We start from the raw sequence: 25,248 nt of genomic DNA, 5'->3' as shown, positions 1-25,248 counted from the left end.
ACCGGTCCATGAACTTAAATGCTTGCGGGGGGTGAACCTTCTTGAATTCACAACGGACAAACCTTAGCGCAATGGCAAAGTGCCGTCGCATCAGCGGCAGAACCGCCGCCCCATGGGAGTAAACAATAATGACCATGTTTCGGACAGCAGTACCTTTGATTCTGGTGACCAGCGTGTTGACCGGCTGTGCCGGTCTGCAAAAGACCGATTGGCCCAAATGCGCCGCCGGTGGCTTTCTCGGCGGGGCGGCGGTGGGTGCATTCCAGACGGCGGCCGTGGCGGCCAGCCTGGGTGGCGCGGTGGGGGTAATGGCCGGTGCCTATTGCTGGGTGCACGGTGATGGCGACGACGATGGCGACGGCGTGATGAACAGCGTCGACAAGTGCCCCGATACGCCACGAGGCACACCGGTCGACGCCACCGGTTGCCCGTTCCCGCCGCCGGCCCCTGAAGTCATGCCGGTCGCTCCGGTGCCACCACCGAGCGAAGAAGTCATCGTGATCAACAAGGAAGTGCTGTTCGAGTTCGACTCGGCGCGCCTGACCCCTTCGGACCGCAATGGCCTGGACGCGGTAGCCACTCGCCTGCGTAACGAGGCCCCCAATGTGCAATTGCGCGTGACCGGCCATACCGACAGCGTCGGCAGCGATGCCTACAACCAGAAGCTTTCCGATCGTCGTGCCCATTCGGTCACCGACTACCTGATCGGTGCCGGCATCCCGCGCGCCTCGTTCGTCTCGGTGAGCGGTGAGGGCGAGGCCCGTCCCGTGGCCGATAACAGCACCGCCGACGGCCGTGCGCAGAACCGCCGCGTGGAAATCAAGATCAACCGCTAACGCTCCTGCCTTCGATCTGCGGCCTGGCCCTTGAGGGCCAGGCCGGCAGTCTGTCCCGTGTGTTCAATGCTGTATCGGCGCTGGCATAGTCCTTATGCTTGGCGTTACTGTGCGTGCTGGAAAAGGCAGGCATTACAACGATCGGGGGCATGACATGAAGCTGTTCTGGGGGCTGGGCAAACTGTTGACGCTGGGGTTCTGGATCGTGGTGCTGGTCAGTGCGGTGATCGATACGCCCAAACCGTTCGGTGCGCTTATCTCGATGGCCGCCCTGCTGATCCTGCTCATTCATGTCTTCGAAGTGCTGTTCTTCAATGCCAGCTTGCGCGGGCGCACGCACCCGTGGCGTGATCGCGGCAAGATCATCCTGTTCGGCATCTTTCATCTCCAGGCCATCGGCCGCTCCCACCTCGGAAACCGTCATGCGTAAATTGCTGTTGCTCACCGCCTTGTGCAGCCCGATGGCCATGGCCCAGACCCTGGTGGTCGAGGCCAACTCGCTGATGCGCCTGCCGGCCAGCGGCACCACCTTGCAGCTCGATCGTCTTGAGGTCGCCGATTATGGCACCTTGCTGGTGCCGGGCGGCGTCACCGAACTGAAGGTCGGGCAACTGCTGCTCGGCCATGAAGCGCGTATCGCCATCGTGCCCAGTGCCCAGCCGCTGAGCGTGCAGGTGAGCCACGCACAGTTGGGCAGCGGCAGCCAGATCACTGCCCGTGGTGCACCTGGCACTTACCAGAAGTTCGCCACGCCAGGACGCACGCTGACGTTGCGCGTGCAGCAACTGGACGCCGAGCAGTTGTCGGTGGACGCCCGGGGCGGCGCTGGTGCGCCGGGTTTTGTCGGCCTCGATGGCGCCAATGGCCAGGCGCCGGGCTGCACCTGGGGGCAGGCCGGTCGAGGGTATGACGGTGATGCCGGAAGCAATGGCCATAACGGCGCGCCCGGCGGCCAGGTGCGCCTGGAGCTGCCACTGGCGTATGCCGCCGAACGCATCAAGGTCAATGTCGACGGCGGTGCCGGCGGGCCTGGCGGCAGCGGCGGCAAGGCCGGCAAGGGGGGTGATTCCAAGGGTTGCATCGTCTACCGTGCCGACGGCGGCAAGGCCGGTGTGTCGGGCCAGGCCGGTCAGGCCGGCAGCGCGGGGCCGGCGGGCACTGTGAGTGTGCAGCGGTTTTAAGCCGGCCCTTTACAGCGAAGGCCGGGCTGCGGCAATCGCCACCACCGCCAGACCAATCAACAGGTTGATGCCCACCAGCCGCCGAATGCGCCCCAGCACCGCCGCGCCTTCGGCCCATTGCTGGGCCTGCACGGCTTTTTTCAGCTCGGGCAACTGTAACGAATGAATGCGCAGAAACAGCGCGACCATTACCACATACAGGCCCATCATCACCTGCACGTAGCGCGGCGCATGCTCAAGGCTCGGGTAGTTGAGGTGGACCATGCCGACCCCGGTCACCGGCAACACCACCACCGCGGCCCAGACCCAGACGAAAAAGCGCGGGAACACCTCGACCCACAGCTTCAGGCGCGTCGGCCCCTCAAGCGCTGCGATGATGGCCGGGCGCAGCACCATCCAGGCGAAAAACATGCCGCCGACCCAGACCAGGGCGGCCAGGACGTGCAGGGTGTAGACAGAAGCGAAGGCGGTCATGCAAAACTCCAGAGGTGCCGTTCGGCCGGCTGTAACGTTTTTTACCAATGCGCGTTCTGCGCGATTGAAAATAGCGCGCTATGATAGCGCCCACCCGCAAACACTGAAAATTTATCCAGCCTTTCAGGGCTGCGTCTGAACCGAGCCGATGATCACCACAGAACTCAAATCCCAGATCCAGGGCGCCTACACGCGTTTTCTGGAAGCCAAAAGCCTCAAGCCGCGCTATGGCCAGCGCCTGATGATCGCCGAGGTGGCCAAGGTGCTGGGTGATGTAAAAACCGACGACGAAGGCCGCCGCCTGGGCGACCCGGCCGTGGTCGCGGTGGAGGCGGGCACCGGTACCGGCAAGACCGTCGCCTATGCCATCGCCTCGATTCCCGCGGCCAAGGCGGCCGGCAAGCGGTTGGTGATCGCCACCGCCACGGTCGCCCTGCAGGAGCAGATCGTCTACAAGGACCTGCCCGACCTGATGCGCAACAGCGGGCTGAATTTCAGCTTCGCCCTGGCCAAGGGGCGCGGGCGCTACATGTGCCTGTCCAAGCTCGACATGCTGCTGCAGGAGGGCGACCAGACCAATGCCACTGCGCAACTGTTCGAAGAGGAAGGCTTCAAGATCGAAGTCGACGAAGCCAGCCAGAAGCTGTTCCACAGCATGTTGCAGAAACTGGCCGGCAACAAATGGGACGGCGACCGCGACAGCTGGCCCCAGGAGCTGGAAGATCAGACCTGGTCACGCCTGACCACCGACCACAGCCAGTGCACCACACGCCATTGCCCCAACTTCCAGCAGTGCGCCTTCTACAAGGCCCGCGAAGGCATGGGCAAGGTCGATGTGATCGTCACCAACCACGACATGGTCCTGGCTGACCTGGCGCTGGGCGGCGGTGCGGTATTGCCCGACCCGCGCGACACCATGTACGTGTTCGACGAAGGCCATCACCTGCCCGACAAGGCCATCGGTCACTTCGCTCATTACACCCGGCTGCGCTCCACCGCCGACTGGCTGGAGCAGACCGCCAAGAACCTGACCAAACTGCTGGCCCAGCACACCCTGCCCGGTGACTTGGGGCGCCTGATCGAACAGGTGCCTGAGCTGGCTCGGGAGATCAAGGGCCAGCAGCAGTTCATGTTCGCCGCCTGCGAGCAACTGGCCGACTTTCGTGCCGGTGAAGACATGGAAGGCCGCGAGCGGCCGCGCCACCGCTTTATCGGCGGGGTCATCCCGGAGCACATTCGCGACATTGGCATCGAACTCAAGAAGGGCTTTTCACGCCTCAACGACCTGTTCACGCGCCTGACCGACCTGCTTAAAGAGGGCATGGACGGCGAGGTGAGCATCGGCATCGCCAGCCACCAGGCCGAAGAGTGGTATCCGCTGTTCGGCAGCCTGCTGGCGCGTGCCGAGGGCAACTGGGAACTGTGGACGGCATTTACCGCTGAAGACCCCGAAGACAACCCGCCCATGGCCCGCTGGCTGACCCTGGCCGACAGCGGTGCGCTGTTCGATATCGAAGTCAACGCCAGCCCGATCCTGGCCGCCGAGATGCTGCGGCGCAACCTGTGGAATGTCGCTTATGCGGCACTGGTGACCTCGGCCACCCTGACGGCACTGGGCAAGTTCGACCGCTACCGCATGCGCGCCGGCCTGCCTCGGGACGCGGTCACCGCCGTGGTGCCCAGCCCCTTCCACCATGCCGACGCCGGCGTGTTGCGGGTGCCGGACCTCAAGGCCGACCCGCGCGATGCGCCCGCGCACACGGCCGCGATCATTCGTGACTTGCCCGCGCTGGTCGAAGGTTCGCGCGGCAGCCTGGTGCTGTTCTCGTCACGTCGGCAGATGCAGGACGTGTTCGATGGCCTGGAGCGCGACTGGCGCAAGCAGGTATTCATCCAGGGCAACCTGTCCAAACAGGAAACGCTGAACAAGCACAAGGCGCGGGTCGACAGCGGCGAGTCCAGCGTGCTGTTCGGCCTGGCCAGCTTTGCCGAAGGGGTCGACCTGCCCGGCGCCTATTGCGAGCATGTGGTGATCGCCAAGATTCCTTTCGCGGTGCCGGACGATCCGGTCGAAGCCGCGCTGGCCGAATGGATCGAGGCGCGCGGGGGCAATCCGTTCATGGAAATCGCCGTGCCCGACGCCTCGCTGCGCCTGATCCAGGCCTGTGGCCGGCTGCTGCGCACCGAGGCTGATCGCGGCACCATCACCTTGCTCGATCGCCGGGTGGTCACCCAGCGCTATGGCAAGGCGATTCTCAATGCGCTGCCGCCGTTTCATCGCGAGATTTCCTGAGGTTCACAACGCCTGCAAACACTGGAACAATGCAGGCCAATTTTGTGTCGGGCCTTCGCGGCGGCTCCTGCGGTTCAATGCAGGAGCCGCCGCGAAGACCTTGATAAGGAGCCCCCCATTGCAGATCCAGGGTCATTTCGAGCTTGAATTCGAAGCTGTGCGCGAAGCGTTCGCGGCGTTGTTCGACGGCCCCCAGGAGCGAGGCGCGGCCTTGTGCATCCAGGTCGGTGGCCGCACCGTGCTCGACCTGTGGGCCGGTACGGCCGACCAGCAGGGCAGTGAGGCCTGGCACAGCGATACCCTCGCCAACCTGTTTTCCTGCACCAAGCCCTTTGCCGCCGTGACGGCCCTGCAACTGGTCGAGGAGGGCAAGCTCCACCTCGATGAACCCGTGGCCCGTCTCTGGCCTGAGTTCGCCGCCGCCGGCAAGGCGTCGATCACCCTGCGCCAGTTGCTGTGTCACCGGGCCGGCCTGCCGGCGCTGCGCGAGACCCTGCCCGCCGAGGCCCTTTACCAATGGGACACCATGACCGCGGCACTGGCCGCCGAGACCCCGTGGTGGACGCCCGGCCAGGAACACGGCTATGCCGCGATCACCTATGGCTGGCTGGTGGGCGAGATGTTGCGCCGCGCCGACGGTCGCCAGCCGGGCGATGCGATTGTGGCGCGGGTGGCCCGCCCACTGGGGCTGGACTTTCATATTGGTCTTGCCGACGAAGAATTCCACCGGGTGGCGCACATCGCCCGTGGCAAGGGCAATGCCGGCGATGACGCCGCCCAGCGCTTGCTGCATGCCACGATGCGCGAGCCTGACTCGATCACGGCCCGTGCCTTCACCAACCCGCCGTCGATCCTGACCAGCACCAACAAACCCGAGTGGCGCCGTTTCCAGCAACCTGCCGCCAACGGGCATGGTCATGCACGCAGCCTGGCGGGCTTCTATGCCGGCCTGCTCGACGGCAGCCTGCTGGGCTCTGACATGCTCAACGAACTGACCCGTGAACACAGCGTGGGCCAGGACCGTACCCTGTTGACCTCGACCCGCTTCGGCTTGGGCTGCATGCTCGACCAGCCCGAGGTGGCCAACGCCACCTACGGGCTCGGGCCGCGGGCCTTCGGCCATCCGGGGGCGGGCGGCTCGGTGGGTTTTGCCGACCCCGATTACGACGTGGCCTTCGGTTTTGTGACCAATACCCTGGGCCCTTACGTGCTGATGGACCCCAGGGCGCAGAAACTGGTGGCGGTGCTGCGTGAGTCTTTGCAATAACAATCGCCCATAAGTACTTGTAAAATACCGACTGTCAGTTAATGAGGCCGAACCTGAACCACAGGACGGTTTCTTTTTCCAACGCAGCCGTGATGCGTGTTATATGGACGCTCCTGCGTTCTTCTGTCTGATCAATCTTGCTGTAGGCCTTCCATGTCCGTGAATAAAAGCCTCGTTCTTGCCCTGTGCATCGCCGTGACCGGCTGCGCCCAAACGCCAAAAACCGACTCTGCCAGTGCTGCAGGCCCCTGGTACTGGCCGTTCAGTTCCGAAGCCACCGCTGATGCCAGCCCGCAAGAGGCCGCAGGCAAGGCTGCGCAAAAGCCTGAGGTCAAGCCGGCGCCGGCGGTAGCCGCCAAGTCCGAGAGCGACAGCAAGTGGTACTGGCCATTCGGCTCGGACGCGACCGCCGATGCCAAGGCGCAACCCTCGGCCGACAAGGCAGCGCAGAAACCCGAGGCCAAGCCGGCGCCGGCCCTGGTGGCCAAGTCCGAGACCGACAGCAAGTGGTGGTGGCCGTTCGGCGCCAGCAACAGCGCCGACACGCCACAGGCGGCCAAGGCCCTGCCGATGCCGGATCCCAAGATCACCCAGGCCTGGCTGGACGAGTACGAGCCACGCGTGCGTCTGGCCATCAAGGACAGCAATTTTCAGGTCGAGCGTCGTGAAGACCTGCTGATCGTCACCGCGCCGGTCGACGGCTCGTTCAACCCGGATCGCCCCGCCATGCTGCTGCCGGTGAGCCTGGGTCCGATCACCCGCCTGGCCAAGGCGGTCGAGGCCGACCCGAAGACGGCTGTACTGATCCTGGGCCATGCCGACACCACCGGTGCTGCGGCCGCCAATCAGAAAATCAGCCAGGAACGCGCGCAGTCGATCTCTGCCATCTTCCGCCTCAGTGGTCTTGAGCGTAATCGTCTGAGCAACCGTGGCATGGGCGCGGTCATGCCGCGTGCCGCCAATGACAGCCCGCAGGGTCGTGCGCTCAACCGCCGTGTGGAAATCCTGCTGACTCCACAAGACACCATGCGCGCCCTGATGAGCCGCTACGAAGTGCCAGCGGTTGCACCGACCATGGTCGCCGTGCAGGACGCCAAGCCGGCCGCCCCGGCACCCGCGGCGAAAAAGGCCGCCCCGGCCAAGAAAGAAACGGCCAAGAAAGCCACTGTAGCCAAGAAAGCCGCTACGCCGGCGAAGAAGGCCCCGGCCAAGAAAGCCGAGCCCGCCAAGAAAAGCAATACCCAGGCCAGCAACTGACCTGTGACCGTACCGCCTGCGTCCTCGGCTTGAGGGCGCAGGCCTGCACGGTCTGCGCTTCGAACTACCCGCTGCCAGGCGGTTGTGCTTAACTGCCAGGCCTCGCACCGTTTCGAAGGAGCCCCGCCCCATGACCTCTTCCCTGGCCGATATGCGCCGCGACTACACCCGTGACGGCCTGACCGAAGCCCAGGCGCCGGACGAACCCTTTGCCCTGTTTCACCAATGGTTCACCGAGGCGGTCAAGACCGAACAGGCGCCGGTGGAAGCCAACGCCATGACCCTGGCCACGGTCGATGCCGACGGTCGCCCGCATTGCCGCGTCTTGTTGCTCAAGGCGCTGGACAGTCAGGGCTTCACCTTCTTCACCAACTACGACAGCGCCAAGGGCCAGCAACTGGCGGCACAGCCGTTCGCCGCCATGACCTTCTTCTGGCCGACCCTGGAGCGCCAGGTGCGCATCGAAGGGCGGGTGGTCAAGGTCAGTGCGCAGGAGTCCGATGCCTATTACCAGGTTCGTCCGCTGGGCAGCCGCCTCGGCGCCTGGGCTTCGCCACAGAGCCGGGTGATTGCCGACCGTGACCAGTTGCAGGACCTGCTGCGTGAAACCGAGCAGCGTTTTCTCGATACCTTGCCGCATTGTCCCGAGCATTGGGGCGGCTACCGGCTGTTGCCCGACCGCATTGAGTTCTGGCAGGGACGCTCCAGCCGCCTGCATGACCGTTTGAACTATCGTTTAAAGGATGACGCCTGGATTCGCGAGCGCCTGGCGCCCTGATCGACGACGCCTGCCGTGGGTGAATTATTCCCCGCCCACGCCGTCTTAAGCTGTGTGGGCGGGTGCTGTATGCCGCCTGAATGAATTCGATATGTACGAGCCGGCACCGTGACGTCCCCTCTGGGTGGGCGTTTAATGGCGACTGGTTCTTCTGGAGATACCCCTTATGCGCAAGTCTGAACTGCTGGTTGCTTCCTTCACGGCCATGGCCTTGACCCTGGGTGGCTGTACGTCAAACCTGACCGGTGATTCCTACTCGCGCAGTGAGGCGCGCGCGGTCCAGACCGTGCGCCTGGGCACCGTGGAGTCGCTGCGCCCGGTCAAGATCGAAGGCACCAAGACCCCGATCGGCGCCGGTGCCGGTGCGGTGGTCGGGGGTGTCGGCGGCAGCGCCATCGGCGGTGGCCGTGGCAGTGTCGTGGCGGCGGTGATCGGTGCCGTGGCCGGTGGCCTGCTCGGGTCGATGACCGAAGAAGGCCTGACCCGCACCCAGGGTGTGGAAATCACCGTGCGTGAAGACGATGGCGGCATGCGCGCCTACGTGCAGCAGGTCGAGGAAAACGAAATTTTCCGTGTGGGTGATCGCGTGCGCGTGATGACCGTCAACGGTACCAGCCGCGTCACCCACTGATCATCTGCTGATCAGTCCGTTTCGTTCCGGCGGCTGGCCAGGGCCATGACCCCATAGCCCAGCACTGCCGCCAGGATCGACCCGGTGAGAATACCCATGCGGTCCACGCCGGCAAATGGACTGACGCCGGCCTCGAAGGCCAGCGAGCCGACGAACAGGCTCATGGTGAAGCCGATGCCGCACAGGATCGACACGCCCAGCACCTGGCCCCAGTTCGCCCCGTTGGGCAGCCTCGCCAGACCACAGGCCACGGCCAGCCAGGTCAGCCCGAACACTCCCACCGTCTTGCCCACCAACAGCCCTGCGGCAATGCCCATGGCTACCGGGTGGGTAAAGCTTTCCAGGGTCAGTCCGGCCAGTGGTACGCCGGCATTGGCAAAGGCGAACAGCGGCAGGATAGCAAAGGCCACCCAAGGGTGCAGGCTGTGTTCCAGGATCAACAGGGGGGATGCCTCCCTGGCCGGATTCTGTGCATTGCGCAGCGGAATGCAGAAGGCCAGGGCAACGCCTGCCAGCGTGGCATGCACGCCGCTCTTGAGCACACACACCCAGAGCACCACGCCAATCAGCAGGTAGGGCGCCAGCCTCACCACCCCCAAGCGGTTCATCAGCACCAGCGCCACCAGCGAGGCGGCCGCCAGGCTCAGGGCCATGCTGGACAATTCGCCGGAATAAAACAGCGCAATGACAATGATCGCACCCAGATCGTCGATGATCGCCAGGGTCATGAGAAACAGCTTGAGCGACAACGGCACGCGCTTGCCCAGCAAGGCCAGTACCCCCAGCGCGAAGGCGATGTCGGTGGCCATCGGGATGGCCCAACCGGCCATGGCCGTGGTGTCGTGCCTGTTGAGGGCCACGTAGACCAGCGCCGGTATCAGCATGCCACCGATGGCCGCCGCGCCCGGCAGCACGATTTGCGAGGGTTTCGACAGGTGGCCTGCCAGGATTTCACGCTTGACCTCAAGGCCGATGACCAGGAAGAACAGGGCCATCAACCCGTCGTTGATCCACAGCAGCAGCGGCTTGGCGATCTGCACGGCGCCGATGCCGGCGACCACCGGGGTTTCCAGAAAAGCGTTGTACAGCCAGGCCAGCGGCGAGTTGTTGATGATCAGGGCCAGGGCGGCTGCGGCAATCAGCAACAGGCCGCCGGCTGCCTCGAGCTGGAAAAAGCGAATGATGGTATGGCGCATGGGGCGGGACCGCTCTGCGAAGGTTGACAGGGAATCGACGCTTTGGCTGATTGGGCACGGCCTGCGGCCATTGTGAGTGGCCTGGCAGCGTTCGCCAAAGTGCGCGAAAGTCTAACAATCACAGGGTTAATTACTGCGTGGCTGTATCTACTTGTGCTGTAGGACTCTTCCTAAAATAGCGGCCTGTCGTTGCATGCCTGGCAGTTCGAAGGTCTTTTAGGGTTTTGGGAGCAAACGATCAATGAGCAATAACCGCCAGTGGGTCCGCAATGCAATCCGCATCATCGAAGCCGATTTCCAGCGCAGTGCCGATACCCACCTGATTCCATTGCCTTTGCCCGGCCTGCCCGGTGTCGACCTGTATTTCAAGGACGAGTCCAGTCACCCCACCGGTAGCCTCAAGCATCGCCTGGCCCGCTCGCTGTTCCTGTATGCCTTGTGCAACGGCTGGCTCAAGCCCGGCGCGCCGGTGATCGAGGCCTCAAGCGGTTCCACGGCGGTGTCGGAAGCCTATTTTGCAAGGCTGCTGGGCGTGCCGTTCATCGCCGTGATGCCCGCCAGCACCTCCAGGATCAAGATCGAGCAGATCGCCTTCTATGGCGGGCAGTGCCACCTGGTCGATGACCCGACGCGCATTCACGCCGAGTCCGAGCGGCTGGCCCGGGAAAGCGGCGGGCATTTCATGGACCAGTTCACCTATGCCGAGCGCGCCACCGACTGGCGCGCCAACAACAACATTGCCGAGTCGATCTTCCAGCAGATGCGCCTGGAGCGTTATCCGCAGCCGAGCTGGCTGGTCTCCAGCCCCGGCACCGGAGGCACCACCGCGACCCTGGGGCGCTATGTGTGCTATCGCCAGTACGACACCCGGGTACTGTGTGCCGATGCCGAGCGCTCGGTGTTCTTCGAGGCGTACTGCAGCGGTGACTCGACCCTGCGCCTGGACCATGGCTCACGCATTGAAGGCATTGGCCGGCCACGGGTCGAGGCCTCCTTTTTGCCGCAGGTCATCGATGCGATGGTCAAGGTCCCGGATGCGCTGTCGCTGGCGGCCATGCACTACCTGGCCGGGCGCCTGGGCCGCAAGGTCGGTGGCTCCAGCGGCACCAACCTGATCGGTGCCTTGCAGGCGGCCTGGCAGATGACCCAGGCCGGTGAGCAGGGCTCGATCGTGGCGATCCTGTGCGACGGTGGCGAGCGCTACGCCAGCACTTATTACGATGACGCCTGGCTCAAGGCCCAGGGCTTTGAGTTGCCGGGGCTGATCGACGCGGTGGCTGCCTGCGCCGAGCAAGGCGCACCCTTGCCCGAGGGTGTTGCGCGCCAGGGTATCTGAGCCGGCTGTGCGGCTCACACCGACACCGCCTCCCGTTGCCCGGCACGGGCCAGCGGGTGTGCCGGGTCTTGCTCAATGGCCTTCAGCGGTGTGGCCAGCAACATATCGGCCGCTTTTTCACCGATCATGATCGCGCCGGCATTGGTGTTGCCGGTGGTCAGGGTCGGCATGATCGAGGCGTCGGCCACGCGCAGTCCCTGCAGGCCATGAACCCGTAACTGGTCGTCAACCACCGCCAGATCGTCGTGGCCCATCTTGCAGGTGCCCACCGGGTGGAAGACAGTCCCCAGGTTATTGAGCACCCATTGTTCGAGCCCGGCCTGGCTGTCGATGGCCCGGCCGGGAATCAGCTCGCCCTTGAGACGGACGGCAAAGGCCCGGGTGTCGGCCAGTTGGCGCACCAGGCGCACACCGGCCACCAGCTTGCGCAGGTCCTCGGGATGGCTGAGGAAATTGGCCTCGATAATGGGTTTGTCATGCGGGTCGGCGGAGTTGAGTCGTACCTGCCCGCGGCTTTGCGGGTGCATGACACCAATGTGCAGGCTGATGCCATGGCCGACCGGCACCAGGCGCTGCGGCTGGTTCTTGAGGGCCGGGGCCACGATCAGGCCCAGCTCCGGCACCTCATCGTCCGGCGACAGGCGCAGGAATGCCCCCGATTCCACCGTGTTGGAAGTCAGCGGCCCCTGGCGGCGCGCCAGGTAGTGCAGAGGCGAGGTTGCCAGCGGCCACAGCCCCTTGGCTGACAGTCCATAGCTCAAGTCATGGTCGCTGCGGTACATCAGCACCACATCCTGGTGGTCCTGCAGGTTATGGCCCACACCGGGCAGTTCATGTTGCAGGGCGATGCCGTGACGGGCCAGTTCCTGCGCAGGGCCTATGCCCGATAACAGCATCAATTGCGGCGAATTGATCGAGCCGGCACTGAGGATGACCTCGCGGCGGGCCTGTACCTGCGTCACGCTGCCGTTCTGGCTGATCTCCACGCCCGTGGCCCGTTTTCCTTGCAGCAGGACCCGATGCGTCAGGGTCGAGCTCAGCACCGTCAGGTTGGGGCGTGCCAGCGCCGGGTGCAGAAAAGCCCGTGCAGCACTGCAGCGCTCGCCGTTGATCTGGGTGACATGAAAAGGCCCGTAGCCTTCCTGTTCTTCGCCGTTGAAGTCGGGGTTATAGCGCCAGCCCAGTTCGGCGGCAGCGTCATAGAACACCTGATTGACCGGGGCCGGGCTGCGCAGGCTGGCCACGTTCAGCTCGCCTTGCTGGCCATGCCAGGGCGAGTCGCCGGGCTCGAAGTGTTCCGAGCGGCGGAAATATGGCAGCAGTTCGTCGTAGCTCCAGCCCTGGTTGCCGGCGGCTGCCCAGCGGTCGTAATCATTGCGATGGCCGCGAATGTAGATCATGCCGTTGATGGCGCTGGAGCCGCCCCACAGCCGGCCACGCGGGCAGGGGATAGTGCGCTCGCCGCTGTCGCTCTGGGCGCTGAACTGATGCATCCAGTTCCACCTGGGGTTGGCGATCAGGCGGATGATGCCGGCCGGCGTGCGCACATAGGCGCCGGGCAACAGGCTTTGATCGCTGGGGCCGGCCTCGATCAGGCAGACCGTGGTCTGCGGATTGGCAGACAACCGGTTGGCCAGTACGCAACCGGCCGATCCGGCGCCGACCACAATGTAGTCGAACGAGCGTGGGGCGTTGCGGGCAGGAAGTGGGGGGGATACGGGCATGGTCGGCCTCTGATTGTTGTCGTGGGAGGGACATTCAGGAGGACTTTAAAGCCGACGCCACGTGCCGGTTTGATTGGATCGGACCGGTTTGTTGCCGCGATCGGACAAGACGGCCAGGCGCTCGTGGATCCGCGTGGCAAGCGTTGACAAGGTCCAAGGTTCATATGTTAATGAATGGGCAAGGCTCGCCATTCCACCTTGTCGCTCCTGCGGAACCCGTCACCCATGAAAAAAACAATAATGACGTCAAACGCACTGCTCGAAATCCGTCACGCCAGCACCCAGACCATAGCGCCGGAGCAGCGGCTGGCCTTCTGGGAGCAGTACAACGCCGCCTCGCTGGTGGGGCTCAAGTGCAACAGCTGGTGCGAGAGCGGCTTCGTCGGCCGCCAGGATAACCTGCAGCTGGATGAACTGGCCCTGGCCCGCGTGGCCGGCAACCAGCATGTCGTCGAACGCGACAGCACGATGATCCGCACTGTGCCCAAGGAGTCGGTGTTCGTGGCGCTGGTAACCGGCAGTGGGTCGTTCTTTTACCAGGACGGCGATTGTCAGTTACTGGCGCCGGGCGAACTGATCATCTACCGCACCGACAAACCCTACCTGATCGGCTTTTCCGGCCCCTGCGAGCAGTTCATTTTCGATATCCCGCAGGTGCAGTTTGCCGAACGCTGCCTGAGGCAGTTCGGCAAGTCATTGAAGATCAGCGCCGACAACAGCGTGCAACGCTTGCTGCTGCGCACACTGGGCGAACAGACCGGCGCGTTTTTCCGGCGCCCGGACTGTGAACAGGCCACGGTCTACAAGGAACAGGTGTTCGAACTGCTGGGCAATATCATTGCCGGGCAACTGGGCACGGGACGCATCAATGCCCTGAGTGCGTCTTACCTGCTGGCGGCCAAGCAGTGCATCCAGGCGCAACTGGGCGACTCGGCGCTCAGCTGCGAGCGGGTGGCCCTGCAGATCGGCATTTCCTCGCGGCACCTGACGCGCTTGTTCGCGCTGGAAGACACGCTGCCCAGCCGGTTCATTCTGGAGCAGCGCCTGCTTCAGGCCCGTGAGCTGCTGGCCGGTCGGCGGGGGGCGGGGCTGGATGTCAGCGAGATCGCCTATCGCCACGGCTTTACCAGCCAGGCGCATTTTGCCCGGGCGTTCAAGGCCCGGTTCGGGATCACGCCCAGCCAGGCGCGCGAGGCGTGCGTGGCTGGGCCATCAGGGGCGGATCAACCGGGGATCCCGAGCAGATCACGCGCCACTGCTTCAGCGATACGGATCCCGTCCACGCCGGCCGACAGGATGCCGCCGGCATAGCCTGCGCCTTCACCGGCCGGGTACAGGCCCTTGACGTTAAGGCTTTGCAGGTCGGCGCCACGAGTAATGCGCACCGGTGCCGAGGTCCGGGTTTCAAGCCCGGTCAGGACGGCGTCGTGCAGGGCGTAGCCCTTGATCTGCCGGTCGAACACCGGCAGGGCTTCGCGAATGGCGTCGATGGCAAAGGCCGGCAGCGCCTCGGCCAGGTCCACCAGCTTGACGCCCGGCTTGTAGGACGGCTCGACACTGCCCAGCGCCGTCGACGGCCGCCCGGCCATGAAGTCACCGACCAGTTGCGCCGGGGCCTCGTAGGTGCCGCCGCCCAGCGTATAGGCCAGCGACTCCAGGCGCTCCTGCAGTTCGATACCGGCCAATGGGCCGCCCGGATAGTCACGCTCCGGGTCGATGCCCACCACCAGCCCCGAGTTGGCATTGCGCTCGTTGCGCGAATACTGGCTCATGCCGTTGGTGACCACCCGCTCCGGTTCCGAGGTCGCCGCCACTACGGTGCCGCCAGGGCACATGCAGAAGCTGTAGACCGAGCGACCGTTGCTGGCGTGGTACACCAGCTTGTAATCGGCGGCGCCGAGCTTGGGGTGGCCGGCGTATTTGCCCAGGCGCGCCTGGTCGATCAGCGATTGCGGGTGTTCGATGCGAAAGCCCACCGAGAACGGCTTGGCTTCCATGTACACGCCACGGCTGTGCATCATGCGGAAGGTGTCCCGGGCGCTGTGACCCAGGGCCAGCACCACATGGCGCGACTCGATACGCTCGCCATTGGCCAGCTCGACGCCGTGCAACTGGCCGTCATCGATCAACAGGTCGCTGACCTTGTGCTCGAAACGCACCTCGCCACCCAGCGCGATGATCTCGGCGCGCATGTTCTCGACCATGCCGGTCAGGCGGAAGGTGCCGATGTGCGGCTTGTTGACGTAAAGGATCTCGTCCGGCGCGCCGGCCTTGACGAACTCGTGCAGCACCTTGCGACCCAGGAAGTTCGGGTCCTTGATCTGGCTGTAGAGCTTGCCATCGGAAAAGGTCCCGGCACCGCCCTCGCCAAACTGCACGTTGGATTCGGTGTTGAGGACGCTCTTGCGCCACAGGCCCCAAGTGTCCTTGGTGCGCTGGCGCACTTCCTTGCCGCGCTCCAGCACGATCGGCTTGAAGCCCATCTGCGCCAACAACAGGCCGGCAAAGATGCCGCACGGGCCAAAGCCGATCACCAGCGGGCGGGTGCTGAACCCTTCGGGAGCATGGCCGACGAATGTGTAGCTGACGTCCGGCGCCGGGACAATCTGGTGGTCGTGGGCCAGCTTGCCGAGCAGGGCGGCTTCATCGCGCACGCTGAAGTCCAGGGTGTAGATGAACAGCAATTCAGAGGATTTCTTGCGCGCGTCATAGCTGCGCTTGAACACGCTGAAGTCCAGCAGCTCGCTGCCGTCGATGCCAAGGCGCTCCAGCAGGGCGTTGCGCAGTGCCTCTTCTGGGTGATCCAGGGGCAGCTTGAGTTCGTTGATTCGTAACATTGAAAAGATCCAGTTTCCGGGCCGCAGGTCCAGCCCGGCAGCACTACAAGAACCGGGCATTATAAGCGGCATCGCCAACCAGATGTTGTGCGTTTGGGCTCTGTACGAAAAGTCGGTGAGCGCCGCCGATTAGCGTAAAGGGCCGGGCCTGTTTTGCCGCGATACTGCGTTACTCGCCACTCATCTGGAATGACCAGACTTCGCGGCTCCTGCCTTGCCTCGCGGCAAAACGGGCGCCGGCGCGGCCGTGATGAAACGGCAACAGACCCTAATCGTTGCGTGCGCCGCCGTAGTACCCACACCCGCGCACGGTCGTGCCATTCACGCGCAACTCGGCGCTCAGGTGGCGCACCGCACCGTTCCGGCTGTCGACGCAACGCTGCGGTGCAACCCAGAGTTCGACGCGCTGGCCGTTGGCTTCGCTGCTGAGGTTGAAGCGTCCATCGGGCAGTTGTTCTTCGAGGTAAGGCAGGGCGACGGGCGGCTGCCCGGCGACGTCGATGATCATGCCCTTGCCGCTGACATTGACGCTCCAGACTGGATCAAGGCCTTCGGCGTGCAGGGTCAGGCGCTTGAAGTTGGGGTCTTCGCAGGCGGTTCCGGTGCGTTCGACGCGGTACAGCTGGTGAAGATCAAGCTGGCCGTCGCTGCCGGCGGCCTTGCTGGCCGTGAAGTGGCCGCGCAGGTCGGCGAACACGCGGTTCTGGCTGTCCGCCAGGCTTGCCGCCTCCTGCAGGATGCCGGTAGCACCGCGATCGAGCACGACATAGCGGCGCCGCTCATGGCAGGGTTCGAACAGCAGCTTTCCGGCTTCGCCGGTGAGATCGCCCTGCATGCGGACCATGCTGGCCGTGGACACCCTGGCAGGCGCCTGCGATTGCAGCCCCAGCCATTGGCAGCCGGCGAACAGGGGCAACAGAGAACATACAAGGGCGGTGCGAACAACGGACATGGGCAGCCTCCAGACAGGAGGTGCCACGTTACGCAGGGTGGGAATGGATCTCAAGAGGGAAGCGTGCGATGTCAGGCATTGTTCATTCATGTGCTTCGCGGCTGAAGCCGCTCCTACCGATGAGGCAAGTCGTAGGAGCGGCTCGCAGCGAACAAGGCGCAAGGACTCAACCGCCCAGATACGCCTCGCGCACTTTCGGGTCGGTCAGCAATTGCTCGCCCGAGCCCTCCATCACCACCCGGCCGTTTTCCAGTACATAGGCGCGGTCGGCGATCTTCAGGGCCTGGTTGGCGTTCTGCTCGACCAGGAACACCGTCACGCCATCGCGGCGCAGTTGCTCGATGATGTCGAAGATCTGCTGGATGATGATCGGCGCCAGGCCCAGCGATGGCTCATCGAGCAGCAGCAGCTTGGGCTTGCTCATCAGCGCCCGGCCGATGGCGAGCATTTGCTGCTCGCCGCCGGACATGGTGCCGCCGCGCTGGCTGAAGCGTTCCTTCAGACGCGGAAACAAATGCAGCACCTTGTCCATCTGCTCCTGATAGTCGCCCTTGTCGGTGAAGAAACCGCCCATGGCCAGGTTTTCCTCGACGGTCAGGCGGGCGAACACGCGGCGGCCTTCAGGCACCACCGCAATGCTCTTGCGCATGATCACCGAAGACTCCTGGCCGACCAGTTCCTCGCCCAGGTAGCGGATGTTGCCGCTGTGGGCCCGCGGTGAGCCGCACAGGGTCATCAGCAACGTCGATTTGCCGGCACCGTTGGCACCGATCAGGGTGACGATCTCGCCCTTGCGCACCTCGACATTGACGCTGTGCAGCGCCTGGATCTTGCCGTAGAAGGTCGAAACGTTCTCGAACTGGAGCATTTACGCTTCCCCCAGATAGGCTTTGATGACGTCCGGATTGTCACGGATCTCCTGGGGCACGCCATTGGCCAGGGGCGTGCCCTGGTTGATCACGAAGATGTGGTCGGAAATGCTCATGACCAGCTTCATGTCGTGCTCGATCAACAGCACCGTGGCGTTGTGATCGTTGCGCAGCACGCCGATCAGGGCCTTGAGGTCTTCGGTTTCTCGCGGGTTGAGGCCGGCGGCCGGCTCGTCGAGCATCAGGATGCGTGGGCGGGTCATCATGCAACGGGCAATTTCCAGGCGCCGTTGCTGACCGTAGGCCAGGGTGCCGGCCGGACGGTTGGCAAATTCCTTGAGGTTGACCGCTTCCAGCCAGTACTCGGCGTATTCCATGGCCTCGCGCTCGCTGCGGCGAAACGCCGGGGTCTTGAACAGGCCGGCCAGGAAGTTGGTGTTCAGGTGGCGGTGCTGGGCAACCAGCAGGTTTTCCACGGCGGTCATTTCCTTGAACAGGCGCACGTTCTGGAAGGTGCGCACCACGCCCTTGCGGGCGATCTGATGCCCGGCCAGGCCCTGGATCGGCTCGCCGTCGAGCAGGATAGTGCCGGAGGTCGGCTTGTAGAAGCCGGTCAGGCAGTTGAACACCGTGGTCTTGCCGGCACCGTTGGGGCCGATGATCGACACGACCTGCTTTTCATTGACGGTCAGGGCCACGCCGTTGACGGCCAGCAGGCCGCCGAAGCGCATGGACAGGCCCGAGGCCTGCAATAGTGGGCGGCTCATTTGCGCAGCTCCATATGAGGACGTTGCATGGGCAGGAAGCCTTGAGGACGCCAGACCATCATCAGCACCATCAGGGCGCCGAACATCAACATGCGGTATTCGCTGAATTCACGCATCAGTTCAGGCAGCAGGATCATTACGATCGCGGCCAGGATCACGCCCAGCTGCGAGCCCATGCCGCCCAGCACGACAATGGCCAGGATGATGGCCGACTCGATGAAGGTGAATGATTCCGGGGTCACCAGGCCTTGGCGCGCGGCGAAGAAGCTGCCGGCGAAACCGGCGAACGCTGCGCCCAGGGTGAAAGCCGACAGTTTGATGATGGTCGGGTTCAGGCCCAGCGCGCGGCAGGCGATCTCGTCTTCGCGCAGCGCTTCCCAGGCACGTCCGATGGGCATGCGCAGCAGGCGGTTGATCACGAACAACGCCACCAGCGCCAGCATCAGCGCCACCAGGTACAGGAAGATCACCTTGTTGATCGAGTTGTACGGCAGGCCGAAGAACTCGTGGAAGGTCTGCATGCCTTCAGCGGCCTTGCGCTCGAACGACAGGCCGAAGAAGGTCGGCTTCTCGATGTTGCTGATGCCGTTGGGGCCGCCGGTGACGCTGGTCATGTTGCGCAGCAGCAGGCGGATGATCTCGCCGAAGCCCAGGGTCACGATGGCCAGGTAGTCACCGCGCAGGCGCAGCACCGGAAAGCCCAGCAGAAAGCCGAACAGTGCCGCCATCATCCCGGCGATCGGCAGGCAGATCCAGAAGCCCCAGCCCAGGTAGAACGACAGCAGGGCGTAGCTGTAGGCACCCACGGCGTAGAAGCCTACATAACCCAGGTCCAGCAAGCCGGCCAGGCCCACCACGATGTTCAGGCCCAGGCCCAGCATCACGTAGATCAGGATCAGGGTGGCGATGTCCACCGCGCCGCGCGAGCCGAAGAACGGCCAGACCAGCGCGACCATGACCATGGCCAGGATGATCCAGCGCTGGGTGCTCGGCAGGGTCAGGAAATTGCTGGCCTTGGCCGGCACCACCGGCAAGCCGGGCGAGGAGCGCCAAAGGGCCGCAATCTGTTCGTGGAACAGGACGCGCAGGAAGATCACCAGGGCGCAGCCCAGGATGATGGCGATGGTCGAGCTGCTGGCATTGATGACGGTCAGGTTGACCCCGACGATCTCCAGCTTCAGGCCCAGTACCGGGTAGGCGACGGCGAGCACCAGCAAGGCACTGAAAAACGCCGATTTGAGATTCTTGCTCATACTTTTTCAACCTCCGGACGACCCAGCAGGCCCGTCGGGCGGAACAGCAACACCAGCACCAGCAGGCTGAACGCCACGACATCCTTGTACTGGTCGCCGAATACATCAGCACCAAAGGCTTCGGCAATGCCCAGCACCAGGCCACCGAGCATGGCGCCGGGAATGCTGCCGATACCGCCCAGGACCGCCGCAGTGAACGCCTTGATACCCACCAGGAAACCCGCGTTGGGGTTGATCACCCCGTACTGCATGCTCAGCAGCACGGCCGCCACGGCCGCCAGGGCCGCACCGATCACGAACGTCAGGGCAATGATGTTGTTGGTGTTGATACCCAGCAGGTTGGCCATCTTGATGTCTTCGGCGCAGGCGCGGCAGGCACGACCCAGGCGCGAACGCGAGATGAACCAGGTCAGGGCCAGCATGGTGATCACGGTGACCACGAAGATCAGCACCTGCATGTAGGAAATGACCACTTCATGGGTACTGGCCGAGCCGAACACGAAGTTGCCCGGAATCAGGTTGGGGATCGACTTGTCCTTGGAGTCCTGCGACAGCAAGACCGTGTTCTGCAGGAACAGCGACATGCCGATGGCGGAAATCAGCGGGATCAGCCGGTTGCTGCCACGCAGCGGCCGGTAGGCGACCCGTTCGATGGTGTAGCCGTAGGCACTGGTCACCACGATGCTGGCCACGAAGGCGGCAGTGATGATCAAGGGCAGACTGCCCAGGCCCATCATGGTCAGGCCTGCGATGGCGATGAACGCCACGTAGGAACCGATCATGTACACCTCGCCGTGGGCGAAGTTGATCATGCCGATGATGCCGTAGACCATGGTGTAGCCAATGGCGATCAAGGCGTAGGTGCTGCCAATGGTCATGCCATTAACCAGCTGTTGAAAGAAGTGATAGATGTCTATCTCGGGCATTACAGCGCTCCTGAAAACCTGCACGGCAGTCGTTGTGTGCTTGCGCGCGTGGTATCGCTCCACGTTGGCACAAGCCCGCTGAGCCTCGGGCACGGCTTCGAGTTGTTCGGGTACGTGTGGCGTCTTGTGGACGCCATGCACCTCGCAAAACAAAGCCCACTGCGATTGCAGTGGGCTCTGGTATTCATCGAAGGGGTGAAATCACTTCACTGGCGCTTCGGTCTTGGTGCCGTCCTTGTGCCAGGTGTAGACCACGAACTTGAAGTCCTTCAGGTCGCCCTTGTCATCGAAGGCCAGGTCGCCGGTCGGCGTCTTGAAGGTGTTGGCGCGCAGGGCGGCCGCGACCTTGTCGGTGTCTTCGCTCTTGGCCAGGGTGATGGCGTCGGCGATGACCTGCACAGCCGCGTAGGACGGGAACACGAACGGGCCGCTGGAATCTTCCTTCTTGGCCTTGAACGCATCGACCAGCGCCTTGTTGGCCGGGTCCTGGTCGAACGAAGCCGGCAGGGTGACCAGCAGGCCTTCGGAGGCATCCTGGGCGATCTGCGAGATCGACGCGTTACCCACGCCTTCAGGACCCATGAAGCCGGCCTTCAGGCCTTTTTCCTGGGCCTGGCGCAGGATCAGGCCCAGCTCCGGGTGGTAGCCGCCGTAATAGACGAAATCGACGTTGGCCTGCTTCATCTTCGCGATCAGCGAGGAGAAGTCCTTGTCGCCGGCATTGACGCCTTCGAACAGGGCGACCTTGATGCCGTCTTTTTCCAGGGTCTGCTTGACGGCCGTGGCGATGCCTTCACCGTATTGCTGCTTGTCGTGAATGACGGCCACGACCTTGGGCTTGACCTGCTTGGCAATGTAGTTGCCGGCGGCCGGGCCCTGGGCGCTGTCCAGGCCGATGGTGCGGAACACCAGCTTGTAGCCACGGGCGGTGAGTTCCGGGCTGGTGGCGGCTGGCGTCACCATGATGATGCCTTCGTCTTCGTAGACATCCGAAGCCGGCTGGGCAGAGCTGGAGCACAGGTGGCCGATGACGAACTTCACGCCATCGTTGACGATCTTGTTGGCCACGGCGACCGCTTGCTTGGGATCGCAGGCATCGTCGTACTCGACCGCTTCAAGCTTCTTGCCATCGACACCGCCCTTGGCGTTGATCTGCTCGATGGCCATCTTGGCACCGCTGAACTGCATGTCGCCGTATTGGGCTACAGCGCCGGTCTTGGGGCCTGCGATGCCGATCCTGATGGTATCGGCCGCGAACGAATGGCTTGCAACGCCTGCCATTACCAGTGCCGCAAACAGCTTGGAAAGCTTCTTGGTACCCTTGATCATGATGCTCCACTCTTGCGTTGTAGTTTTTATAATCCTGACGGCCAAGGCTGCAGGACCGGATGGGGTGCGACCGGTCTTTCCCGCCCTGCCAACTGTACCGGCACAGTTTAGAGTGCCGCTGGATCGATTGAAAAGCTGGCAGTTCGGATAAGAATCGCTGCATGTCGCCTGATCGACAGGAAATTACATAATTACGCTGTCATGTTCGGCTTTCGACGCGTTGTCGGCAGCCGTTCAGGTGAGATGCGGTGTTACTGGTGCCACGTGGGTGCAGCCTTTCGCTACGGTGTCGACACGGTCAGGCGTTGACCTTCAGTGCCGTCGAAAAGCCGTAATTGCCCGCGTATGCGGATGTTGCCGGTGTTTATCCGGAAAAGGCGGCGCTATGATTACGTCGATTTTTCACTCGGTAAAACCCATGAACCAAGAACCAAGCACCCTCTATGCCAAAATCCTCGGTGAGACGGCGATTATTCCCTGGCATCAATTGCAACCATTCTTTGCAAAGGGTGCCCTGTTGTGGGTCGACGCTGCGCTTGACCTGATCGCGGTGGGCGAGGCGCTGGCCGAAGACAAGGCTGCCACCCTGGCGACCTGGATGGAGGCCGGGCAAGTGGCCAAGGTGTCTGAAACAAGGGCGCTGGACTTCTTCGAACGTGATGCGCAGCTGTGGGCCGTGGTGGTTTCGCCCTGGATCCTGATCCAGGAAAGAGCAAGCAGCTGATTAATGCGCCTTTTTGGTGCGGATTGATGCGCTGTTATGGTGTCTTGCCAGTCTGTCTTCAATCCGACCACCGTGTGCGCTTGGTGCGTAGCGGATTGCCTGACGCACGATGGCCTGTCGGTACAGGCAGGTCGCTGAACAGGTCCAGTGACCTGGGCTCATTGTCCTCCAGGAGCCGGTCCTGCAGCATCAGGGTGGCCGGCCACAGGCTGGCGGCCTCACGCTGGTTCATCTGCGTGATCATCGGCAGCAGGCGCTCCAGCGGTTGCGGCTTGCTGAACAGATAGCCCTGCACATAGTCGCTGGCGTACTGGCTGAGAAACTCCAGCTGTGCCGGTGTTTCGACGCCTTCGGTAACTACCTTCAGCTGCAGGGTATGGGCCATGACGATGATTGCATGAACGATTTCCATGTCCTGGGGCGAGCGGGGAATGTCCTGAATGAATGAGCGATCAATCTTCAAGGTGTCCAGCGGCAGGCGCTTGAGGTAGGCCAGCGACGAGTAACCGGTGCCGAAATCGTCGATCGACAATGACACGCCCAGGCTGCGGATGTGTTTGAGCAGCACGATGGTGTTGCTGATATTGCCCATCAGGGCGTTTTCGGTCACCTCCAGTTCCAGCCGCCCCGGCGCGACGTCGGCCTGGCGCAGTGCGTTCTCGACTTCATCGCCCAGTTCTTCACGGGCCAGGTTCAGGGCCGAGCAGTTCACTGCAATGATCAACTGCTCGAACCCGTCCAGGCGCAAGGCGCCCAGATCCTTGCAGGCCCGGCGCAGCACCCAGTTGTCCAGTTCGGCAATCAGGCCGTTGGCTTCGGCAATGCCGATGAAGCGATCCGGGGTCAGCAGGCCATGTTGCGGATGTTCCCAGCGCACCAGCGCTTCGAGCTTGGCCACATGCCCGGTACGCAGGTCGATGATGGGCTGGTAATACACCTGCAGGCCGGTTTCCTCGCGCAGGGCATTGCGCAGTTCTTCTTCCAGGTGCAGTTCCAGGCTGGCCTTGGTCTTGAGTGCGGGGTTGAAGAAGTTCGCCCGGTTGCGGCCGTTGCCCTTGGACTGATAAAGGGCAAGGTCGGCATGCTTGAGCAGTTCGTCGGTGGTCGAGCCGTCGCGGGGGAACACTGCAATGCCGATACTGGTGGTCATCACCATGCGACGCCCGGCCAGGGCGATCGGCTCTTTCATTTTTTGCATGACCCGGTTGGCCAGGTGCCTGGCCTCTTCGTAATGCGGGATGCTGATCAGGATGCAGAATTCATCGCCGCCAAAGCGGGCGACCACGTCCTGCACGCGGGTGGCGCTGCGGATGCGCTCGGCGATCACCTTGAGCAGCTCATCGCCGGCATCATGGCCCAGGCTGTCATTGATGCGCTTGAAGTGGTCGATGTCCAGAAACATGACGGCCAGCAGGCCTTGTGTCGTGGTGTGCTCGGCGAGCCTTTCGGCAAACAGCTGGTTGAAGCCGCGACGGTTGACCAGGTTGGTCAGCGGGTCGTAATGCGCCACTTGCTGCAGCGACACCCGGGCCTGGTCGAGCTGGGTGAGCAGGGCGTTGACCCGCTGCAGGTCACGCTCCTTGCCTTGCAGCTTCTTGTCGGCCATCGCGGCGCTGATGCTGCCGGCGATGATCAGCAAGGTAATGGTGGCCAGGGTCAGGCCCAGTTGCTGACTGTTCTCGGTATTGGGCAGTTGCGGGACGCTGCCTTCGGGCAGCACCAGGTGCAGGGCATGCATGCCGACCAGGTGCATGGCCAGCAAGCCGGCGCCCAGCAGCAGGCTGGCGCCATAGCGGAACAGCTGATGAAACAGGCCACGGTTCTTGCGCAGCAACCGGGGAGCCACCAGCAGCGCTGCGCTGGCCAGGATCGCCACAAGGATCGACAGGCCAAACAGGGTCGGCTCGTAATGCTGGCGGGCGTCGGAGCGCATGGCCGCCATGCCGACATAATGCATGGCACTGATGGCCAGGCCGATCAGTACGGCGTTGAACATCGCGCTGGGGATCGTCAGGGTGTCCTGGCACAGGCTGCGGATCGCCAGCGCACCGGCAAACAAGACGATCAGCAACGAGGCAAGCGTAATGCCCAGGTCGAAGGTGATATTCAGCGGGGCCTGGAACGCCAGCATGCTGATGAAATGCATGGCCCAGACACCGCCTGCCAGGCATAAAGCGCCCAGGCATTTCCAGAGTTGCCGGGTATGCCGGGCCTCGACATGAATGGCCCGGTCGGCGATGTCCACCGTAGCAAAGCACGCCGCACAGATCACGCCATAGGCCAGCGCAATGAGAAAGACATTATGGGTGCAGTCGATCAGCACTTGTCCCGTCGTCGGCAGGCCGACAAACACATGCAACCCCGGCCATTCCATAGCGAGCCCTATCTGTTCACTGCAGGGTCGCCAAGGGCGCAAAGCCGCTCCTGTGGCGAGTCGAGTACCAGTATAGAAGCTGATAAAAACTCGCCAGTTCCATCGGTGATTAATTTGTCTGCAATTAATCTGCCGGGGTGGATTGAACCGGGAGGAGAGGGCGTGAGGGTTTAGTAACGAATGTTTACAGACTATGCCCGGTGGTTGCCCGTGATCATGGCCTAGGCTGAGTACGCCGCTGTAT

General features: G+C 63.4%; 21 protein-coding genes and 1 pseudogene. 11 read left to right on the top strand and 11 right to left on the bottom strand.

Annotated features, from left to right (window positions below; translation table 11 throughout):
• The first annotated feature begins 128 nt into the window (after positions 1-128).
• From DGA31_RS00870 to DGA31_RS00860, 3 genes are all read left to right on the top strand, one after another.
• A complete protein-coding gene (locus DGA31_RS00870; RefSeq protein ID WP_056834755.1) occupies positions 129-836 on the top strand; it encodes a PA1041 family peptidoglycan-binding anchor lipoprotein in 708 nt (235 codons plus the stop codon).
• A 154-nt stretch (positions 837-990) separates the two neighbouring features.
• Positions 991-1,266, top strand: a complete 276-nt coding sequence (locus DGA31_RS00865) for a DUF1145 domain-containing protein (protein ID WP_109511244.1) — start codon at positions 991-993, stop codon at positions 1,264-1,266.
• A complete protein-coding gene (locus DGA31_RS00860; protein ID WP_056834759.1) occupies positions 1,259-2,017 on the top strand; it encodes a hypothetical protein in 759 nt (252 codons plus the stop codon). The genes DGA31_RS00865 and DGA31_RS00860 overlap by 8 nt, the downstream gene beginning before the upstream one ends.
• Before the next feature lie 9 nt (positions 2,018-2,026).
• On the opposite strand, the gene DGA31_RS00855 is transcribed toward DGA31_RS00860, so the two are convergent.
• Positions 2,027-2,491 carry a CopD family protein gene (locus DGA31_RS00855; RefSeq protein WP_109511243.1) on the bottom strand — a complete coding sequence of 155 codons (465 nt, stop codon included), beginning with the start codon at positions 2,489-2,491 and terminating at the stop codon, positions 2,027-2,029.
• Between the two features lie 148 nt (positions 2,492-2,639).
• On the opposite strand from DGA31_RS00855, the gene dinG reads away from it, so the two are divergent.
• From dinG to DGA31_RS00830, 5 genes are all read left to right on the top strand, one after another.
• A complete protein-coding gene (dinG, locus tag DGA31_RS00850) occupies positions 2,640-4,784 on the top strand; it encodes an ATP-dependent DNA helicase DinG (protein WP_109511242.1) in 2,145 nt (714 codons plus the stop codon).
• Between the two features lie 118 nt (positions 4,785-4,902).
• On the top strand, positions 4,903-6,051 hold the full coding sequence (locus DGA31_RS00845) for a serine hydrolase domain-containing protein (protein WP_109511241.1): 1,149 nt from the start codon (positions 4,903-4,905) through the stop codon (positions 6,049-6,051).
• Between the two features lie 153 nt (positions 6,052-6,204).
• Entirely contained in the window at positions 6,205-7,308 is a 1,104-nt protein-coding gene (locus tag DGA31_RS00840) for an OmpA family protein (RefSeq protein ID WP_109511240.1), read from the top strand.
• Between the two features lie 130 nt (positions 7,309-7,438).
• Entirely contained in the window at positions 7,439-8,086 is a 648-nt protein-coding gene (gene pdxH, locus DGA31_RS00835; RefSeq protein WP_109511239.1) for a pyridoxamine 5'-phosphate oxidase, read from the top strand.
• Between the two features lie 166 nt (positions 8,087-8,252).
• Positions 8,253-8,717, top strand: a complete 465-nt coding sequence (locus tag DGA31_RS00830; RefSeq protein ID WP_109511238.1) for an outer membrane lipoprotein — start codon at positions 8,253-8,255, stop codon at positions 8,715-8,717.
• Positions 8,718-8,728: 11 nt separating this feature from the next.
• On the opposite strand, the gene nhaA is transcribed toward DGA31_RS00830, so the two are convergent.
• Entirely contained in the window at positions 8,729-9,913 is a 1,185-nt protein-coding gene (nhaA, locus tag DGA31_RS00825) for a Na+/H+ antiporter NhaA (RefSeq protein ID WP_109511237.1), read from the bottom strand.
• 241 nt (positions 9,914-10,154) lie between these two features.
• On the opposite strand from nhaA, the gene DGA31_RS00820 reads away from it, so the two are divergent.
• Entirely contained in the window at positions 10,155-11,249 is a 1,095-nt protein-coding gene (locus DGA31_RS00820; RefSeq protein ID WP_109511236.1) for a PLP-dependent cysteine synthase family protein, read from the top strand.
• Positions 11,250-11,263: 14 nt separating this feature from the next.
• Here DGA31_RS00820 and DGA31_RS00815 read toward each other — a convergent pair whose 3' ends face one another.
• On the bottom strand, positions 11,264-12,973 hold the full coding sequence (locus DGA31_RS00815; protein ID WP_109511235.1) for a GMC family oxidoreductase: 1,710 nt from the start codon (positions 12,971-12,973) through the stop codon (positions 11,264-11,266).
• Positions 12,974-13,213: 240 nt separating this feature from the next.
• Between DGA31_RS00815 and DGA31_RS00810 the strand changes: the two genes are divergently transcribed.
• Complete coding sequence (locus DGA31_RS00810; protein WP_109511234.1) at positions 13,214-14,284, top strand: helix-turn-helix domain-containing protein; 1,071 nt, start codon at positions 13,214-13,216, stop codon at positions 14,282-14,284.
• Here DGA31_RS00810 and DGA31_RS00805 read toward each other — a convergent pair.
• The 7 genes from DGA31_RS00805 to DGA31_RS00775 all read right to left on the bottom strand — a co-directional run bounded on the left by DGA31_RS00805 (position 14,197) and on the right by DGA31_RS00775 (position 21,906).
• Positions 14,197-15,810 (bottom strand): NAD(P)/FAD-dependent oxidoreductase, encoded by a 1,614-nt coding sequence (locus tag DGA31_RS00805; protein WP_109511233.1) that lies wholly within the window; start codon positions 15,808-15,810, stop codon positions 14,197-14,199. The genes DGA31_RS00810 and DGA31_RS00805 overlap by 88 nt on opposite strands.
• A 268-nt stretch (positions 15,811-16,078) precedes the next feature.
• Positions 16,079-16,762, bottom strand: a complete 684-nt coding sequence (locus tag DGA31_RS00800) for a COG3650 family protein (protein ID WP_109511232.1) — start codon at positions 16,760-16,762, stop codon at positions 16,079-16,081.
• Between the two features lie 166 nt (positions 16,763-16,928).
• The gene (locus DGA31_RS00795; protein ID WP_056834782.1) at positions 16,929-17,630 is read right to left on the bottom strand and encodes an ABC transporter ATP-binding protein; all 702 of its coding nucleotides are present in this window, start codon (positions 17,628-17,630) and stop codon (positions 16,929-16,931) included.
• On the bottom strand, positions 17,631-18,398 hold the full coding sequence (livG, locus tag DGA31_RS00790) for a high-affinity branched-chain amino acid ABC transporter ATP-binding protein LivG (protein ID WP_056834784.1): 768 nt from the start codon (positions 18,396-18,398) through the stop codon (positions 17,631-17,633).
• A complete protein-coding gene (locus DGA31_RS00785; RefSeq protein WP_109511231.1) occupies positions 18,395-19,651 on the bottom strand; it encodes a high-affinity branched-chain amino acid ABC transporter permease LivM in 1,257 nt (418 codons plus the stop codon). The genes livG and DGA31_RS00785 overlap by 4 nt, the downstream gene beginning before the upstream one ends.
• On the bottom strand, positions 19,648-20,577 hold the full coding sequence (livH, locus tag DGA31_RS00780; protein WP_056834788.1) for a high-affinity branched-chain amino acid ABC transporter permease LivH: 930 nt from the start codon (positions 20,575-20,577) through the stop codon (positions 19,648-19,650). The genes DGA31_RS00785 and livH overlap by 4 nt, the downstream gene beginning before the upstream one ends.
• 201 nt (positions 20,578-20,778) lie before the next feature.
• Complete coding sequence (locus DGA31_RS00775; protein ID WP_109511230.1) at positions 20,779-21,906, bottom strand: branched-chain amino acid ABC transporter substrate-binding protein; 1,128 nt, start codon at positions 21,904-21,906, stop codon at positions 20,779-20,781.
• Positions 21,907-22,324: 418 nt separating this feature from the next.
• Here DGA31_RS00775 and DGA31_RS00770 point away from each other — a divergent pair, with 418 nt between their 5' ends.
• Positions 22,325-22,630 carry a DUF2288 domain-containing protein gene (locus tag DGA31_RS00770; protein ID WP_056835340.1) on the top strand — a complete coding sequence of 102 codons (306 nt, stop codon included), beginning with the start codon at positions 22,325-22,327 and terminating at the stop codon, positions 22,628-22,630.
• A gap of 216 nt (positions 22,631-22,846) precedes the next feature.
• Here the strand turns inward: DGA31_RS00770 and DGA31_RS00765 are convergent.
• Positions 22,847-25,004, bottom strand: a pseudogene (locus tag DGA31_RS00765) (putative bifunctional diguanylate cyclase/phosphodiesterase); the annotation flags it as partial.
• Positions 25,005-25,248: the final 244 nt, after the last annotated feature.

The organism is Pseudomonas ovata (assembly GCF_003131185.1).
In the GTDB taxonomy this organism is placed as follows: Bacteria; Pseudomonadota; Gammaproteobacteria; order Pseudomonadales; family Pseudomonadaceae; genus Aquipseudomonas; species Aquipseudomonas ovata.
This window is presented reverse-complemented; position numbering and strand designations above follow the sequence as displayed.